General features: G+C 46.8%; 16 protein-coding genes. 12 read left to right on the top strand and 4 right to left on the bottom strand.

Features of this window, described 5'->3' with window-relative positions; all coding sequences use genetic code 11:
• Window positions 1-168 precede the first annotated feature (168 nt).
• The 7 genes from KSP24_RS25505 to KSP24_RS20705 all read left to right on the top strand — a co-directional run bounded on the left by KSP24_RS25505 (window position 169) and on the right by KSP24_RS20705 (window position 6,907).
• The gene (locus tag KSP24_RS25505) at window positions 169-291 is read left to right on the top strand and encodes a hypothetical protein (protein ID WP_255305280.1); all 123 of its coding nucleotides are present in this window, start codon (window positions 169-171) and stop codon (window positions 289-291) included.
• Window positions 292-390: 99 nt separating this feature from the next.
• Window positions 391-699 carry a LexA family transcriptional regulator gene (locus KSP24_RS20730; RefSeq protein WP_013369168.1) on the top strand — a complete coding sequence of 103 codons (309 nt, stop codon included), beginning with the start codon at window positions 391-393 and terminating at the stop codon, window positions 697-699.
• 719 nt (window positions 700-1,418) lie between these two features.
• Complete coding sequence (locus tag KSP24_RS20725; protein WP_014599429.1) at window positions 1,419-1,874, top strand: MarR family winged helix-turn-helix transcriptional regulator; 456 nt, start codon at window positions 1,419-1,421, stop codon at window positions 1,872-1,874.
• Between the two features lie 153 nt (window positions 1,875-2,027).
• Window positions 2,028-2,906 (top strand): (Fe-S)-binding protein, encoded by an 879-nt coding sequence (locus tag KSP24_RS20720; RefSeq protein WP_216976517.1) that lies wholly within the window; start codon window positions 2,028-2,030, stop codon window positions 2,904-2,906.
• 121 nt (window positions 2,907-3,027) lie between these two features.
• Complete coding sequence (locus KSP24_RS20715; protein ID WP_025676220.1) at window positions 3,028-4,530, top strand: HD-GYP domain-containing protein; 1,503 nt, start codon at window positions 3,028-3,030, stop codon at window positions 4,528-4,530.
• A 174-nt stretch (window positions 4,531-4,704) separates the two neighbouring features.
• Entirely contained in the window at window positions 4,705-6,150 is a 1,446-nt protein-coding gene (locus tag KSP24_RS20710) for an ATP-binding protein (RefSeq protein WP_013369173.1), read from the top strand.
• Between the two features lie 37 nt (window positions 6,151-6,187).
• Entirely contained in the window at window positions 6,188-6,907 is a 720-nt protein-coding gene (locus KSP24_RS20705; protein ID WP_216976479.1) for an NAD(P)H-binding protein, read from the top strand.
• Between the two features lie 78 nt (window positions 6,908-6,985).
• Here KSP24_RS20705 and KSP24_RS20700 read toward each other — a convergent pair whose 3' ends face one another.
• Window positions 6,986-8,251 carry a DUF4179 domain-containing protein gene (locus tag KSP24_RS20700; protein WP_216976477.1) on the bottom strand — a complete coding sequence of 422 codons (1,266 nt, stop codon included), beginning with the start codon at window positions 8,249-8,251 and terminating at the stop codon, window positions 6,986-6,988.
• Window positions 8,248-8,775: an RNA polymerase sigma factor gene (locus KSP24_RS20695; protein WP_014599431.1), complete on the bottom strand. Its 528-nt coding sequence runs from the start codon at window positions 8,773-8,775 to the stop codon at window positions 8,248-8,250. Before KSP24_RS20695 ends, KSP24_RS20700 begins: the two co-directional genes overlap by 4 nt.
• A 240-nt stretch (window positions 8,776-9,015) precedes the next feature.
• Between KSP24_RS20695 and KSP24_RS20690 the strand changes: the two genes are divergently transcribed.
• Both KSP24_RS20690 and KSP24_RS20685 read left to right on the top strand, forming a co-directional pair.
• Entirely contained in the window at window positions 9,016-9,396 is a 381-nt protein-coding gene (locus tag KSP24_RS20690; protein ID WP_013308546.1) for a RidA family protein, read from the top strand.
• Window positions 9,397-9,520: 124 nt separating this feature from the next.
• Window positions 9,521-10,582: an undecaprenyldiphospho-muramoylpentapeptide beta-N-acetylglucosaminyltransferase gene (locus KSP24_RS20685; RefSeq protein WP_216976475.1), complete on the top strand. Its 1,062-nt coding sequence runs from the start codon at window positions 9,521-9,523 to the stop codon at window positions 10,580-10,582.
• 93 nt (window positions 10,583-10,675) lie between these two features.
• Here KSP24_RS20685 and KSP24_RS20680 read toward each other — a convergent pair whose 3' ends face one another.
• Window positions 10,676-11,431 (bottom strand): tryptophan-rich sensory protein, encoded by a 756-nt coding sequence (locus tag KSP24_RS20680; RefSeq protein WP_216976473.1) that lies wholly within the window; start codon window positions 11,429-11,431, stop codon window positions 10,676-10,678.
• 297 nt (window positions 11,432-11,728) lie between these two features.
• On the opposite strand from KSP24_RS20680, the gene KSP24_RS20675 reads away from it, so the two are divergent.
• The 3 genes from KSP24_RS20675 to KSP24_RS20665 all read left to right on the top strand — a co-directional run bounded on the left by KSP24_RS20675 (window position 11,729) and on the right by KSP24_RS20665 (window position 14,756).
• A complete protein-coding gene (locus KSP24_RS20675) occupies window positions 11,729-12,679 on the top strand; it encodes a bile acid:sodium symporter family protein (RefSeq protein WP_013369180.1) in 951 nt (316 codons plus the stop codon).
• Between the two features lie 255 nt (window positions 12,680-12,934).
• Window positions 12,935-14,059 carry an NADH-dependent flavin oxidoreductase gene (locus tag KSP24_RS20670; RefSeq protein ID WP_216976471.1) on the top strand — a complete coding sequence of 375 codons (1,125 nt, stop codon included), beginning with the start codon at window positions 12,935-12,937 and terminating at the stop codon, window positions 14,057-14,059.
• Between the two features lie 109 nt (window positions 14,060-14,168).
• Window positions 14,169-14,756 carry a GNAT family N-acetyltransferase gene (locus tag KSP24_RS20665; protein WP_216976469.1) on the top strand — a complete coding sequence of 196 codons (588 nt, stop codon included), beginning with the start codon at window positions 14,169-14,171 and terminating at the stop codon, window positions 14,754-14,756.
• Here the strand turns inward: KSP24_RS20665 and KSP24_RS20660 are convergent.
• Window positions 14,686-16,338 carry a response regulator gene (locus tag KSP24_RS20660; RefSeq protein ID WP_216976467.1) on the bottom strand — a complete coding sequence of 551 codons (1,653 nt, stop codon included), beginning with the start codon at window positions 16,336-16,338 and terminating at the stop codon, window positions 14,686-14,688. The two genes, KSP24_RS20665 and KSP24_RS20660, sit on opposite strands and share 71 nt — an antisense overlap.
• Window positions 16,339-16,342 lie beyond the last annotated feature (4 nt).

Here is a 16,342-nt window from a genome sequence, read left to right as displayed (position 1 = left end):
CCTTGATCTGTCTCCTATTTGATATTAACCATTTTTAATAAGTGTGCACCGATGCATCCCAAGCAAGTATGTATTGTCAAATGTTTGGCGAAAATGTGATTGTGAAGTCAAAAAGAGGTTTACAGGCTTAGCTGGAAAGTGTATACATAAAGTGAGGAGGCGATTGCCATGAGTGATCGTGCATTTCATTTGTTTTATATTATTTTCTTGACGGTTCTGGCACTTGGAAGTGTTGGAGGAATCTCTTGGTGGTTGCGCTCTATCGGTCGTCAGGAGAAGGAAAAAAACTAAATTCAGCATGGGCATACAAGCCCGTATGCATCTTCCAGTAGGAGGGTGCATTTTTATATGTTATAATGGGAACATATGTTCTTTACAGGAGGGATAATGATGTTGCCGGATTTGGAACGGAAGCTACTGCGTATTTTGTATAATTATTTTGCCCAGCATCGCCACATGCCTACAATGGCTGAATTGTCAGCAAAAACGGGTAGGCGAGATTCTGAAATTACAGCCGCATTGCGGCATATGGAACAAGAGCGCTATATCACATGGGAAAATAACACAGGTACCCAGCATATTGTGTTACTGGAAGGATGGGAGCGTCCTTCCACCTACAAGCCTGCCCAAGTGGAAGCTGGACGCCCTACTACCCAAACGATACAGTCTGGTAGTACGGAATATTGGACGAATTATTAGCAGCGATATATAGCTGGAAAATTAATGAGTTTTTAAGGTGCATATCATTTAGTTTTAAGAAAGCAAGACTATAATGACCCTATTAACCCCTTTTTGATCAAGCTATAGGCCCTGTCGATGTATCGGCAGGGTCACTTTTTTGTTCATAGATACGTTTTCCGTATATAAAAAATCCCCCGGGGATCATCCGGAGGATGTGTGCAGCTTGCGTATACTGCACGGCCTGCTCAAACTTCATCGTTTGACGGCATAATATATATTTAACCCCTGCTACCTTGCATTATATGGTCAGCATGTTCATAAGGGGCAGTCTGATTCCTCTGTTCATTTTCCAAACGACAAAAGCCCTACCTCTCTTTCGTCCTTGCGGCTCCGATGACCGCGCCAGTGTGAATGTGAAAATCTTCGGCAAAAGCTCAAAATTCTACATTAGGGTTATACATAAAATTTGGAGAAGCTCCATGCGGTATTAGGAGTATAGCTTCTTGCGTGGAATCCTATGGGGTTAATACATACTTTATTAGTATAACAAGCTTAATTCTAAAACGCAAGGTATTTATGGTTTTTTTTGATTGTAGACTGGAAATAATGCACTTTCTGCAATGAATTAGACTCATTTGCATTTGCAGAGAATGGAGACTGTGATAAATTGTTCTGACAAAGCACCCGAATTTTGAAATAGTGTAGTTACACGAAAAGATGGAAGGAAATTAAGAACTATGACTGCCTCAAGGAAAGACAAAAAAACATCACAGAATAACTCGCCCTCAGTCTGCACATGCATTAATCTGCGTCGTGCCTCGATGGCTGTAACAGGGCTGTATGACCAGTATCTGGCTCCAAGCGGACTCAATATCAGCCAGTTTTCGCTGCTCAAGCATTTAACGGTACTGGGACCGGTAAGCGTAAGCGAATTAGCATTGGAGATGCGACTCGACCGAACCACGCTTGTGCGCAATTTGAAGGCACTGGAGCAAAGCGGGTATGTGGAGGATACATCCGCCGAGGGAAGCCGGAACCGCTGCCTTACCCTGACGGAGAGTGGAAAAGCACTATATAACGATGCAGCAGAGCTCTGGGAGGAGGCGCAGTTATTTTTACAGGAGTCACTGGGAAGTGCCGATTTGCAGATATTGACCACACTGTTATCTAAAATTGAAAAATTGCGACTGTGATTAGCTTTTGCCTAATAAGGGAGGTATGCCGACTTATTCGTGTATATACACGAAAAGGGTTCGGATGTGTAACGCAGCCATTCATCGGTCAACAGGTATCCGCCAGGAAGTCGAGAGAATTCACAATAACTTAAGAAGAGGGATGTGGACAGGATGGTAACGCCCGTACCGGACATGAAAGAACTTATCGCAGCCGAGATGAAAGCCTATGTGAGTGAAGACAAGGGCAATTTCTGCGAAGAATTACAGAGCCCGTACTACGAGGAACCGATTATTCAATTTGCAGAGGCCAATGATCCTTTGTTTGAGCAGTATAAAACAGTGGTGGGCTCCGACCATGCTACGCCACAGGAAGCCTTCGAACGGACCTTCGGCACAGGAAGTTTTGGTGGAGGCACCGTTGTCAGTGTTGTGCTGCCGATCAGTGAGACGATCCGCAAGGCCAATCGTGCGCAAAAAGCAAGAGCCTCCAGAGAGTGGGCGCTGCTACGGACCTTTGGCGATGAATATTTTGTGCGTTCGGCAAGGCAGCATTTGGCGGGATATCTGATCGGGCTTGGTTACCGAGCAGTGGCGCCGCTGGATACGGATTGGTACAGCATCCACGGTGCCGCAGGTGGTCCGGTCTCTAACTGGTCGGAACGGCATATCGCGTATGCAGCCGGTCTTGGCACCTTCAGTATCAACGATGGCTTTATCACCGAGAAAGGAATTGCCATCCGTCTGCTGTCTGTAGTAACGGATCTGCAGGTGCCGCCTGATGTCAGAGTGTCCTCGAACCTGAGCCATACCGGAAACTGCCTGCTGTGCAGCAAAGGCATTTGCGGTGTGTGCATTACTGGCTGCCCTGTGCAGGCTATCAGCAAGGAAGGTGGTCATGACAAAATCGCCTGCATGAAATTTGTGTATGGTGAGGAATCCCGAAAGTGGGCCGTGTTAAACGGCGGTGAGGCTAAATCGGGTGCCGGCTGCGGACTTTGCCAGACCAAGGTGCCCTGCGAAAGCCGCAATCCGATGCGGACCGCTCGCTAGTGTTATTTTCCTAAGATCTATGCAAATTGCTCAAGCAAGAAGGTTAACTTTTGACGGCTGGACTCCGATATTGAATACAAAGATATCTTATGAGCGTACGGATGAAAAGAGGGGTAGCATTTTGCCGATCTATAAGCGCTTTATTCAGCATGTTATCCTGAACTATATTATAGGTTCATTTATTGCTGTACTACTGGTATGTATGATTTTTGTATTTTCCACGTTAAATGTAGCCCACTATGAGCTTCTGGGTCTTGTCAAAATTGTTGCATTTTCCAGCGTCATTATGATTGTTTGTGAAACCATAGTGTTTCGAATGCATTTAAGACCTGTTCATCGTTTTTTTCAAGGAAACCAGGAGACGCTCAAGGATGTAGAAGCGGTGTACATTCGGGTTCACCATCTGCCTAATTTGTCAGTTTTGCGTATTGTTGGGCCGCATTTGTTAGGCTTCTCTATCCCGGCAGCCGTTATTGCATTATGGATGATACATACTGGACAACTTACCTTTCCCTTTTATTATGTAGGAATCGCCTGTATAGGAGCTTGTCTGGTCGCTTCCATGCATGCACTGGTTGAATTTTTTCTGACCATGAGAGCAATCAAACCGCTACTGGAGGAAATTCGGGATCGGACCTACCAGCAATATGGATTGAGCTTGTCCCTGCGAGGTCGAGTTCTGCTATCACTGCGGCATAAATTTCAGTTAAGTGCAACGTTAATTGGTGCTTTTCCTCTGTTTCTGTTTTGTTTAGCTACACAGATTCGGCTGGAACGTTTGGAAGCGACGGATTCCGGCTCCTATTGGGCATGGGCGGGTACGATTTTAATATTTGGTGTAGCTTTTGCTTATCTGGGGGGCAGATTGCTGACCCGTGAAATTGAACAGCCCATCCATCACTTGTTGGAAAAAATGAATGAAGTGAAGGAAGGCCGCCTGAATAGTAACGCCAGTGACTTGTATTCGGACGAATTTGCGGAGCTTGTCGAAGGATTTAACATGATGATCGAGGGCCTGAAGGAACGAGAGGAAAAGAACGGTCAGCTATTAGACAGTTATTTTGCCACTTTGGCTGCAGCGCTGGATGCACGGGATGCCTATACCGCAGGACATTCGTTGCGCGTGGCTGAATACTCTGTACTCATTGGGCGAAAGGGCGGTTTGAGCGAGACGGACCTTGACTTGCTGCGTAAAACAGCCTTGCTGCATGATATCGGTAAAATCGGTGTGGCTGACGCTGTGCTGTTTAAGGATGGCAAGCTGACGGACGAGGAGTTTGACCAGATTAAAATGCATCCGGTTATGGGGGAGAGTATTCTTCGGCAAGTGGAGCCGGCTTATGCTATGGCCCCTTATCTGCCTGGGGTGCGCTCTCATCATGAGCGTTACGATGGCAAGGGATACCCTGATCAGCTCTCCGGGGAAGATATTCCCCTATTTGGGCGAATCATAGCCGTAGCAGATGCCTATGATGCGATGACGTCGGATCGCCCTTATCGGAAAGGGATGAAGGAAGAGAAGGCGGTTATGATATTGGAAGAGGGTAAAGGAACCCAGTGGGACCCTTACTTTGCCGAATTATTTGTCAAGGAGTGGCGCCGGAACAAAGGCATTCTAAGCTGACTCTATAGATACTCCCACTAGGGCGAGCCGTTGCGGTTCGCTTTTTTTATACACACACGCAAGCCTCTTTGGATATGTCGAAAGATGGGGCTTCATGTTATGATGTACGAGTAAGGCAAAATCGGCTAGCATAGGCCTGGCATCCAATTTCTTGCGCAATGGGAGTGTGAATCCATGCAATTTTCAATGATGTTTCTAATGAATTTGGGGATGCTGATTGCTGTTGCCTATGTGGCGAACGTGATTTATAAATATGGTTTGAGTCGTACGTCTACGCGGTTCAAATATGTCAGTTCGGTGTTGCTGGTGGTATTTGGCGGATGGGTCAGCTCTTGCTTTGGTTTTAACTTCAATGAAACCGTTATTTTTGATCTGCGTTTTGTTCCGCTAATTATCGCAGCGTTGGTGTATCCCCGTTCCTACACGCTGATTATTATTGGGGTAGCGATCGGTCTTACAAGATTTACTTTCGGTCTGAATATGGCGGCGTGGGTCGGGTTTCTGAATATGAGCATTTTGGGTGTATTGTGTGCCGGATTGAACTACTGGATGCGCCGCTCCACCTGGCGCTTGATTATTAAGGCATCCGTAACCATTTTAGCGGTTAATATTGTAAATACGTTAAATATTGCTTTCCTGGGCGTCATTCCCTGGCGCTATTATGTAGCAGAGGTTGTTCCTCTTACACTGCCTATCGGCGTGATCCTCAGCTTTTTATTTGCACTGATATTACGTGATTTTCAGATGGAGCAGCAGCGAAACTATCAGATTCAGCAGGCGAATGAGTTATTGTCAGAGCAGCGTGATAAGTTGCAGAAGGCAAAGGTTATTTTAGAGGAACGCGCCAAGCAGCTCATGATGGCTTCCCAGTATAAATCGGATTTTATGGCAACGATGTCGCATGAGTTACGTACACCACTTAACAGTATTATTAACCTGGCACAGATTATCAACGAGCAGGGAAAAGAGCTGGATGAGGACGAGCTATACCAGTACAGTGATCTAATCTATGCCTCGGGGCATGATTTGCTCCAACTGATCAATGACATTCTGGACTTATCCAAGGTCGAGGCTGGGCACATGGAAATCGTAAGTGAGCCAGTCAGTGTGCGTGAGATTGCGCAGGGGATGATGATGCATTTTGAAGTCACAGCGAAGGATAAAAACCTGGAATTCAACTTGAAAGTGCATGAACATATACCAGATGAAATCCGATCCGATTCCAAACGAGTACAGCAAATTTTACGCAATCTATTGTCCAATGCCTTTAAGTTTACTCATAAAGGACGTGTATTGCTGGAAATCAGCACACAGCATTTGGATCGAAAAGGCCAGGAGGGAGATTGGGTTGTATTTGCTGTAAAAGATACAGGCATCGGTATATCCAAGCTTCAGCAACATGTTATTTTTGAGGCATTCCAGCAGGCGAACGGTTCGATTAATCGTAAATATGGTGGAACCGGGCTGGGGTTGTCCATCAGCCGTGATTTTTCCCGCTTGTTAGGCGGGTTTATCCGTCTGGAGAGTGAAGAGGGCAAGGGAAGTACTTTTTCCCTGTACCTGCCTATGTGTCCGTCCGACAGCAAGGAGGCGGACGAACAGCCGTTTAAATTAACCTGATCGCAATCATGGGAACAAGGAGCGTTAGGAGGTATATATGGAACGTAAAGCGGTCGTTGTGGGTGGCACAGGGCTTGTCGGGGGTTATGTTGTACGTGAGCTGCTGGTGCAAAAAGAATACACCCGCGTCATGGTTATGGGCAGGCGCCCACTGGATATCAAGCATCCTAAGCTGGAGCAGGCGTTAATTGACTGGGAACAACCACAGAAGTCGACCTTCGCCCTCGAAGGGGTAGATGATGTGTTTTGCTGCCTTGGGACAACGATGAAAAAGGCGGGATCCAAGGAGCGATTTCGACAGGTGGATCTGGACTATCCCGTTCTGACAGCCCAGTTGGGCAAAGAAGCTGGAGCGGTACAAATGCTTGCGATCTCTGCGATGGGCGCTAATCCGGATTCACGTGTGTTTTATAACCGCACCAAGGGTGAAGCTGAAGAGGCGCTTGCCGCGATCGGGCTGCCTGCACTGCATTTGTTCCGTCCATCGCTCATTTTGGGAGCGAGGCCTGAACGGCGTTTTGGTGAAGCCGCCGCCACGGTTGTCATGAAGGCGCTAGACGGCCTGATGACAGGCAGGCTCGCTTCCTACCGCGCTATCCCCGCTTCGTTCATCGCACGAGCTATGGTCCGAATTGCTCTCGCGCAGGCGAGCGGCGTACATATTTACCCGAACGACATCATTCGGGTCATCGGTGCGGAACTAACCTCCGATGATGAGGAACCTGGTACAGGAACGACTCCTGATGACAATGTATAAAACCATGCTTAGGATTAGAAAATGACAATAACGCCGCTGTTGCCCAATGACTCGGGTAGCAGCGGCGTTATTCGTGTTTTATGGGTGGTTTGTATTTTGCGGCACATCGATCGTAATCTGTAATTCATCCATGTAATGGCGTGGCCAGTTGCCATTAGCATCGAGTAGGGCACTACCTCCTGGTTGGGTTGGCAAGATATACGGCTTGAAGATGATCTTCTGGGGAGTGTCCACAAAAGGAGTAAACAGTGTGATCATTTTGCTGTCACGTTCTTGGGTATGGGGAACTCCAGAACCGCTCAGCAATTGAAGTTCTCTTCCCTGCTCGTCGAATACAGCATAATCGAGTATATCCAATTCCCTTTTGGTGTACTGGATCGTGTGTCCGTTCTTCATGTTATTGTACTCACGCTCTACAGTGTACTCATCTGGCATATGTGCAATATCGGTCAGCATTTTGAATGACGTTGTGATCTTGGTTGTGATGGGGGTAATTTCTAACTTTTCTACCGTAAATGCAAGATACGGATTAGATTTGCTCATTTGCGGCTGAAGTATCTTGTTATTTATTTTAGTTTTGTGAACCGTGGTTTGTATGCGGAACGGCTCGGGTACACCTTTTAACTTTGCATATACCTCTAGCTCAAACTGATCTGGTAAGGCGGATTTACCACTGGCAGGGTCACGCATATACGCAATCAGCATAGAATTATTGTCTTTGCCCGGACGACCATACATGAGATTGAAGGCGCTACTGTTGCTGTTGACCGACGTCCCATTGATGAACAGGTCTATTTTCTCCACCATATCCTCTTCCTGTCCTTGCGTATTGGTAGTTGGATACAGGGGTTCATGTGGTGAATCCCCACCACTCTTTTCCAACGCCACGACCAAGCGTGTCCCGTCAAATATGATTTGAGGTACCTTCAATGTAATACCGCTATGGGTAACACTAAGGTTTACGGAAGTGGCCAACCCTTTCTGGTCAGCGGTTTGCAGCCCAAGATCCCCAGCTAGCTTGAACACACTATCAACAAGAGGGACCTGTTTCAATGACTCCGCCATTGTAGGCGAAACAAAGGCGCTACCAATGATCATAACGCCAATGAGCGCTGCAGAAGCAGCGGTAATTGCAGTTCCCCGAAAAAACCTTTTAACGGATAGATGGGAGGATGGGCGGTTGGGTAGCAGTTCCGGATCCGATTCCATTTGTGCATAAAATGCATCTAGGCGTTGCCTTACCAAATCAGGGATTACTACCATTTTTGCTTCCAAGTTCTCCTTTTCCAATTGTAATTTCTCATCCAGCTCTTGATCCTGGTTTTCAAACCCTGAAGGATTCATTGAAAGGTCACCTTCCTTTCTCCGCGATTTTGTAGCAGGTCCATTAATGTTCTGCGAGCACGGTGCAATCGTGTTTTGACGGCACCCTCTGATAGATCCAGTAACTCTGATATTTCCCTGATCGGCATATCGCGCAAATAGTGCAGGGAAATCACGGTTCGCATGGATTCCTCCAAATGGTCGATGGCCTCGCGCAGTTCGATTTTTTCGTATCCGCCCGAGGTGGACGGTTCCTTTATAAATTCCGCGACGGGTACAACCCGTTTTTGCTTGCGGATAATGAGATGGCATTCATTAATGAGAATACGAAGCAGCCATGTTTTAAAATAGCGAGGTTCACGTAGCTCACCCAGAGACTTGTATGCTTTGAGCATCGCTTCTTGCATTGCGTCCGCGCAATCCTCATTGCTGCGAAGAATGGAACGCGCCATGCCATACATATCGGATTCCATATGTTTCATCAAGGCGACGAACGCCTTGCGGTCCCCATTCCTTGCTTGGTGTAAAATTGTTTCGAGATTCAAAGGATGGTACTCCTTTCCCGTCTATACTACTAGCTATAATCATTGTACTTGTACCTGTATTTGATTTTGTACAATCTATTGTGTAGCAGGTTACAGGAATTAGATGTTACATGGGCGTTAAAGGTTACAGCGGAAATAAAAAAATGTAGCACCATTGCAAACCGTCGCACGGAATAGTGGCTTTGGACTTCACATGCTATAATACGGTGAACCAGTATCAGGAAGGAGAATCCAACCCTTATGAAAAAAACAATTGCTACTGAAAAAGCACCCGGTGCGATCGGACCCTATAGTCAAGCGGTAGAGGCAGGCGGGTTTATTTACACCTCAGGACAGCTTGGGCTGAATCCGGCAACAGGTGAGTTTGGCAAGGATGTACAGGAGCAGGCTCGCCTGTCCTTGAGCAATGTACAAGCTATTCTGGAAGCAGCAGGCAGCAACATGAACCAGGTTGTGAAAGCGACTGTATTCCTGAAGGACATGAACGATTTTGTCAGCGTCAATGAGGTGTACAGTTCTTTCTTTGAGCAACCGTATCCAGCGCGCAGTGCGGTCGAGGTAGCTCGTCTGCCTAAGGATGCACTGGTGGAGATTGAAGTCATTGCACTGAAGGGCGAATAGTTGGCAAGGTTTGTTCATAAAATATATAGTTTGCATGACAACCGGGTGTCACTACTATAGTGGCATCCGGTTGTTTTGAATGTAATATGTGTTGTTCTTTGTATACAAAGTGGAGGTGGAGATGATGAATAAAAAAATAATGTTCACTGGTGGAGGCTCTTCAGGACATGTAGCAGTAAACCTAGCTTTGATTCCTCACTTACTGGAACAACATTGGAGTGTCCAATACATAGGCTCAGAACAAGGGATTGAAAGGAATTTGATCTCGGGGCTAGAAGATGTGTGTTATTTTAGTGTCGCAACTGGGAAACTACGTAGATATTTTGACTGGAATAATGTTAAGGACCCGTTTAAAGTGCTAAAGGGGATTTCTCAAGCATACCGGATTATAAAGAAAGAAAAACCGGATATTATTTTTTCAAAAGGCGGGTTTGTTTCTGTTCCTGTGGTATTGGCTGGGTGGCTGAACAAAGTCCCCGTCATCATCCATGAATCTGATCTTACTCCTGGATTAGCGAATAAGATTTCCAGCATGTTTGCTACCGAAATTTGTACTACTTTTCCTGAAACAACTGAATATTTTCGCTCAAATAATACCCGGTATATTGGTGCTATTGTGAGAGATGAACTAAAAGAGGGGAAGGCAGCTAAAGGGTTGGCCTACTGCGGTTTTACTCGAAATAAGCCCATCATGCTCATCATGGGTGGGAGTTTAGGTTCCAAGAAGATCAATGAGCTGGTTTGGCTGAATTTAGAGGCTTTGCTCGCTCATTTTCAAATCGTGCATATTTGTGGTAAGGACCAAGTGAATGAATCTATTCGTACGAATGGTTATAAGCAATTTGAATACATAAACGATGAATTGGCGGATGTAATGACGATGGCAGATATGGTTGTTTCCAGGGCAGGTTCAAATTCCATTTTTGAATTCTTGACGCTGCGCAAGCCTATGCTGTTGATTCCTCTTTCAAAGGCAGTCAGCAGGGGAGATCAGATTCTAAATGCAAAATCATTTAAAACACAAGGCTTGTGTGAGTTTTTAGAAGAAGATCTGGAATCTGAACGATTTGTCGACATGATTCTTCGTTTGTATGAAAAAAGGTCGGATTACATTCGTAATATGGAGAAAATAAATACTGATCAATGGACAAGCAAGCTTTTAGATTTGATTAAAGTCTATGCCTGATCATATTTAATAAAAAACGAAGCAAGCGAGCTTGGGCTAAATAATTCAGACCCATGCTCGCTTGTGCTTGTTAGGAGATTATATTCGTTGACTTTAATCCCGGTCTCGATTACGGGCAAAAAATAGCCATAGCGCGTATACCAGGATGATTGCTGACAAGATCCATGCAGCCAGCCGTACATTTTCATTGTTCGGATGCTCGATGGCGATAGCGACATAGGCCCATACAAATACAAGTGGGTAGATGCTGTCACGATAAGGAAAACTGACCAAGATGGCTAATGCGGCGCCAATAAGCAGGATGATGATCGCCCATATCGTATCGCTGAGCCCCCAGCCACTCCATTCATTCTTTTCCAGTGCTACTGCAATGTTGATGAGGGTAGCCACGGATACCCAACCGAGGTTCAGACTGAAAGGCAGCTTGACGAACCACATTTCTCCGCGAGTTGGTTGCGGTGTACGGGTACGTGTATATACGACGAATAGGGAGAGCAAGTATAGAATAATGACGATCACGCACAGCTCTACGTATACATACTGCCATAGGAAAATCCAGATGATGTTGAAGAGACAGCTCAAAATAAAGAAAATACCGATAGACTGAACGCTTGTCTTGGCTTGCCCTGTAGATGTAGCTTGGTACACGGCAAAACAGGCGAGCAGCACGTAGATGACCGACCAGATGGAAAAAGCGTAACCTGCTGGCGTAATTAAGGTAGGATACATGTTGGATACAGCAGCAGTGCTTCTTCCGCCAATAGGAAGTGTAGAAGCCAGAATGTTAACGAGAACGACAGCGATGAATGCGATAATATTCCACCATTTATACGGATGGGTTCGTGACACAGGAATAACTCCTCCTCAACGGATGATGTTCAAAATGACCGACTGGTCACTATCTTCTACTATGAATATACCCACTTTGCTTTCAAATATGTCCGAACGGGAAAAAGTTTCTTGAACCCAATATAATCATAAAAAGTTGTATGTATATACATTCATATGTAGTACAATGGTAAAAATTTTAAGCACTATATGAGCTGAATGAAGAGTTCACATTGGGGAGCTAATACGCAGACGGAAGATGCTTCCGATGTGAATTTACTTAAATTCAGCTTATATAGAAATAAGGGGATTAGTAGAATGAGAGGATTAGAGAAAGCAGGTAAATTTGTAGGTGGGACCTTTTCCATCTGGGTGCTTTTGTTTGCATGTTTGGGATTTTTCTTTCCTACGGCGTTTACAGGGTTGAAAGGATACATACAGCTATTTCTGGGCATTGTCATGTTCGGGATGGGACTGACTTTATCTGCAGCTGACTTTCGTGAAGTATTCCGGCGTCCAGTGGATGTGGCTATAGGAGTGGTCGGGCATTATCTGATCATGCCATTTCTCGCTTTTGTATTGGCATTAGTATTACAGCTTCCACCGGATATTGCGGTGGGTGTTATTTTGGTCGGCTGTTGCCCGAGTGGAACTGCATCCAACGTAATGACGCTCTTATCCAAAGGCGACGTGGCGCTTGGCGTATCGATTGCTTCAGTGTCGACGCTGATTGCTCCACTGGCGACCCCGGCGATGATTAGTCTGCTTGCCGGACGCTGGATGAATATTGATGCAAAGTCGCTGATCATGGATATTCTCATCGTGGTTATTGTTCCGATCGTGTTAGGTGTAATCGTCAAGTCGCTATTTCGCAAACAGGCGGAAGCGAGTGTTAAGGCGCTGCCGCTCATTTCAACATTGGCAATTGTACTCATTGTGGCTATTGTGGTTGCAGGCAGCAAAGGCAAGATTTTGGAGACAGGCCCGATTATTTTTGCTGTGGTTATTTTGCATAACGGTATCGGCTTTCTGCTCGGATATTGGTTTGCCAAGCTGTTTGGCATGAATCTTTCCAAACGTAAGGCCGTTACGCTGGAAACGGGAATGCAGAATTCCGGGCTGGGCGCTGCGTTGGCAGCAGCTCATTTTAATCCGATTGCTGCTGTACCGAGTGCGATTTTTAGCGTGTGGCATAATATTTCCGGCTCGTTGCTGGCGACCTGGTTCTCCCGCCGAGAGGAGAAAGATAGCATAGCCGGAGGCAAATAAGCGACTGTCAATAGCTGATGACAAGTGGCTGAAATTCGGGTTTTTCGGACAGTTTAAGGGAGATCAGAAAGGATAGATTTGACTTTATAGGGGCGGATCTTTATACTGTGGTTATTATAACCACTGTATTTAAGTAAGCACGGTAGATAGGCTTTGTCATGGAAGAAAAATGATATCGAATTCGTATTCGCAATCGTTTCATGCTCAAAAGCCTTATATGATCTGTTCTGACTTAAACTGAAGGAGAGAGAACGAATGAATCCGAAATATAATCCTTTATTTGAAGCTTTTACCCTGCCATCCGGTGTTACATTGAAGAACCGCATTACGATGGCCCCTATGACTAACTTTGCTTCCCACGAAAATGGCGAAGTCAGTGATGAGGAACTGGCATACTACCGTGAACGCTCCGGTGGTGTGGGAGCGGTTATTACCGCTTGTGTGTATGTAACTCCAGATGGTAAAGGATTTGTTAATGAGTTTGGTGCGGACAAGGATGAGATGATTCCTAGCCTACGTCGTCTGGCAGATACGATTCATCAGGAGGGCGCGAAAGCGATCCTGCAAATTTATCATGGTGGCCGTCTGTGTCCGCCGGATCAGATTCCAGACGGACAACCAATTAGTGCAAGCGCAGTAGCCGAGGAAAAAGAAGGCGCACCTGTGCCGCGTGAAATGACACCTGACGATATCCACCGCGTCATCCGTGCCTATGGCGAAGCAACTCGCCGCGCGATTGAAGCAGGCTATGATGGTGTAGAGCTTCACGGAGCGAATGGTTATCTGGTGCAGCAGTTCTTCTCTCCGCATTCCAACATTCGTACGGATGAATGGGGAGGAAGCCTTGAAAAACGGTTGACCTTTCCGCTGGCGGTTGTTCACGAAGTGAAGAAAGTGATCGCAGAACATGCGAAGCGTCCGTTCATCTTCGGATACCGCTTGTCTCCTGAGGAAGGACACACGCCAGGCATCACGCTGGATGATACGATGGTGCTTGTAGACCGCCTGGCAGATGAAGGGCTGGATTACCTGCACATTTCCGTAAATCATTTCTTCGGCGGTTCGTTCCGTGACCGTAGTGACGAACGGTCACGTACGGTTCTCATCCATGAGAAGGTTGGGAACCGTGTGCCAGTCATGGGAGTTGGTTCACTGAATACTCCGGATGAGGCGCTTGCAGCACTGGAGACAGGTGTACCGCTTGTTTCACTGGGACGTCCGTTGTTGATGGAGCCGCAATGGGTTCAGAAGGTGCAAAACGGCACTGAAGATACTATTCGCACGACATTATCCAAGCAAGCCCAACAGGAGCTGGTCATTCCTGACTATTTGTGGGGTGCACTGACGACCATCCCTGGCTGGATGCCGGTTACGGACTAAGTTTTGAATAATAATACCCTAGGCTGCGTTCATGCGCCTAGGGTATTTTCTTGTCTCATGACCGTGATTTACAATTATATAGGAATAACATAGAGAGAAGGTAATGATAATGTTCTATGAAACTAATGGTGTGATTTCGATGAGGTCCACCCATCCGGGGTTACAGATTCGATTGTTACAAGTAAGTGATGCTGAACATTTATTGGAGATCAGACGTGAAAATTTTGATTTCTTCAAGCCGTACGAGCCAGAACGACCTGAAATTTATTTTACGCTGGAAGAACAGGCGCGCCTGATTTCCAACGGTTTAGAAGCGGCACAAGCCGGACAGGGATATACGTTTGGACTTTTTTTGGTGGAAAATAATAAGCTGATTGGCAGAATGGAGCTGTCTGGTGTCGCTAGAGGGCCCTTTCAAAACGCTAATCTGGGCTATTTCGTAGATCCTGCATATCACGGACAAGGCTATGCTACATCTGCAGTGAAGGATATCGTCCGCTACGCCTTGAATGAGTTGGAATTACACCGTATTCAAGCCGGAGTCATGCCAAGAAATACGCCCTCCCATCGAGTGATGGAAAAGGCGGGATTTCGCCGCGAAGGGCTGGCTCTCAACTATCTGAAGATTAATGGTGTGTGGGAAGATCATGTGTTATATGCGCTGACGGCTGAGGATTTGCAGAATGGCGCCTTCTGAATTCGCCAGGCGTGACACCCTCAAGCTTTTTGAACACCTTGCCAAAGTATTTCTCATCCTGATATCCGACCATACCGGCAATATGATGAAGCCGCAGCTTGTCATTCAGCAGTAACAGCTTTGCCTTGCCCATCCTGATCTGGCACAAATAATCGGATAGATTGACCCCGTACTCCTGCTTGAACTTACGAGAAATATATTCTCGGCTGAGGTAAAAGCGGCTCGCTATATCCTGTAGAGAAATGTCCTCGTCATAGTTAGCATCCAGATAGCGAGCAATATCACGGATCGTCGGATTGTTTGGGTTATGGCTTGGTGTAAGTGCCTGACCGGCTGCCAGCAATCGATTTTCGATCTGTTTTTTCCATAAAGGTGGGGAAAGCAAACCGCGGCTATCGACCGGCAAGGCAGGAATGGTGCTCGACTCATCCGTCAGTTCCTCGCCTTCGGTATCTCCAGGTCTGTCATTCAGCCAGCGAGCCAGCATCCAATCCAGCTCTTGATTCCAGCCGGCTAGCTGCTCTGCTGTAACCAAAGGCAGTACGGCTACGGCTTCCATCCAGCTGCTTACCGCCATAGATACGCGACTGGCATTACAGCTGAGCGCACTAAGCCGTAGTTCTTCTTCCATTTCAGACAACTGGGGAAGACGAACGGTCTGCCGGGCCGGAGAACTTTCGTGCATCCAGTCAGTGTTCTGCAACATATCCCGTTTCCAGAGCGCTTGCCGTGCTTCTTGGTAGGCTGTGGCTGCCCCTGCGGGAAAGGTTTCGAAAGAACCAACTCCAATGTGCATGTAGCACCGCAGCGCCGTTCTGATCCCTGCGTGAATGTCCTGCAAGAGCGCTGGCCAACGAGCCGGCTCGCCCCAATACAGCAGGATAATTTCGTCCGTACGCTCCAGATGACGGAATGCAACTCCGGTCTGAGAGGTGCCCAGAAATTCGTTGCAGATGTTCATGAGGGAAAAGCCTAAGAGCGCGCGGCGCGTTTTGTATTTATCCAGGATATCGGCGTCCAGCTGAGTGGTGCTCATCACTGCCGCATTGCAGACTTGGATAGCTGGCGGGAGACGCAGCTCCTCACGTAAAGGCGTGATGGAGAGCGATGTACCGGAAATGAGCTCGGTCAGGAGTTTATCAGCATAGTGCGGTCTCATTCGATTGACCTCTATAGCCTGCATGGCCTGCCTGTTCCGGTCCTGCTCCGCTGTTCTCCAAGCTTGAGTAGCTTTACTAACTGCCTCATTAATCTCTACCGGATCTACGGGCTTAAGAATATAGTCCATGCCTCCCCGGCGAATGGCCTGTCGAACCAACTCAAAATCATCATATCCACTGACCACCACGACTCTGGTGGAAGGGGAATTCGCTTGAATCCACTCCATCAAGGCTACTCCATCCTTCCCGGGCATTCGCATATCAGTGAGTACCACGGGTGGGGAAAGTGCGGTAATGACCTCAATCGCCTGATCGCCCGATTCAGCCTCAATCACCTCGGTCACTCCGTAAGCTTCCCAATGTACAAGCATCCGAATGGCGTGACGTACATGCTTTTCATCATCCACAATCAGGACTTTCATTGAC

This window comes from Paenibacillus sp. AK121 (assembly GCF_019042715.1).
In the GTDB taxonomy this organism is placed as follows: domain Bacteria; phylum Bacillota; class Bacilli; order Paenibacillales; family Paenibacillaceae; genus Paenibacillus; species Paenibacillus polymyxa_C.
The sequence above is the reverse complement of the archived record's forward strand: the minus strand, read 5'-3'. Positions and strand labels throughout refer to the sequence as shown.

What these genes read in the sequence shown, in the direction of transcription:
- KSP24_RS25505 (WP_255305280.1), top strand. Translation starts at nt 169, where the DNA reads ATGAGTGATCGTGCATTTCATTTGTTTTATATTATTTTCTTGACGGTT.
- KSP24_RS20730 (WP_013369168.1), top strand. Translation starts at nt 391, where the DNA reads ATGTTGCCGGATTTGGAACGGAAGCTACTGCGTATTTTGTATAATTAT.
- KSP24_RS20725 (WP_014599429.1), top strand. Translation starts at nt 1,419, where the DNA reads ATGACTGCCTCAAGGAAAGACAAAAAAACATCACAGAATAACTCGCCC.
- KSP24_RS20720 (WP_216976517.1), top strand. Translation starts at nt 2,028, where the DNA reads ATGGTAACGCCCGTACCGGACATGAAAGAACTTATCGCAGCCGAGATG.
- KSP24_RS20710 (WP_013369173.1), top strand. Translation starts at nt 4,705, where the DNA reads ATGCAATTTTCAATGATGTTTCTAATGAATTTGGGGATGCTGATTGCT.
- KSP24_RS20705 (WP_216976479.1), top strand. Translation starts at nt 6,188, where the DNA reads ATGGAACGTAAAGCGGTCGTTGTGGGTGGCACAGGGCTTGTCGGGGGT.
- KSP24_RS20700 (WP_216976477.1), bottom strand. Translation starts at nt 8,251, where the DNA reads ATGAATCCTTCAGGGTTTGAAAACCAGGATCAAGAGCTGGATGAGAAA.
- KSP24_RS20690 (WP_013308546.1), top strand. Translation starts at nt 9,016, where the DNA reads ATGAAAAAAACAATTGCTACTGAAAAAGCACCCGGTGCGATCGGACCC.
- KSP24_RS20685 (WP_216976475.1), top strand. Translation starts at nt 9,521, where the DNA reads ATGAATAAAAAAATAATGTTCACTGGTGGAGGCTCTTCAGGACATGTA.
- KSP24_RS20675 (WP_013369180.1), top strand. Translation starts at nt 11,729, where the DNA reads ATGAGAGGATTAGAGAAAGCAGGTAAATTTGTAGGTGGGACCTTTTCC.
- KSP24_RS20670 (WP_216976471.1), top strand. Translation starts at nt 12,935, where the DNA reads ATGAATCCGAAATATAATCCTTTATTTGAAGCTTTTACCCTGCCATCC.
- KSP24_RS20665 (WP_216976469.1), top strand. Translation starts at nt 14,169, where the DNA reads ATGTTCTATGAAACTAATGGTGTGATTTCGATGAGGTCCACCCATCCG.
- KSP24_RS20660 (WP_216976467.1), bottom strand. Translation starts at nt 16,338, where the DNA reads ATGAAAGTCCTGATTGTGGATGATGAAAAGCATGTACGTCACGCCATT.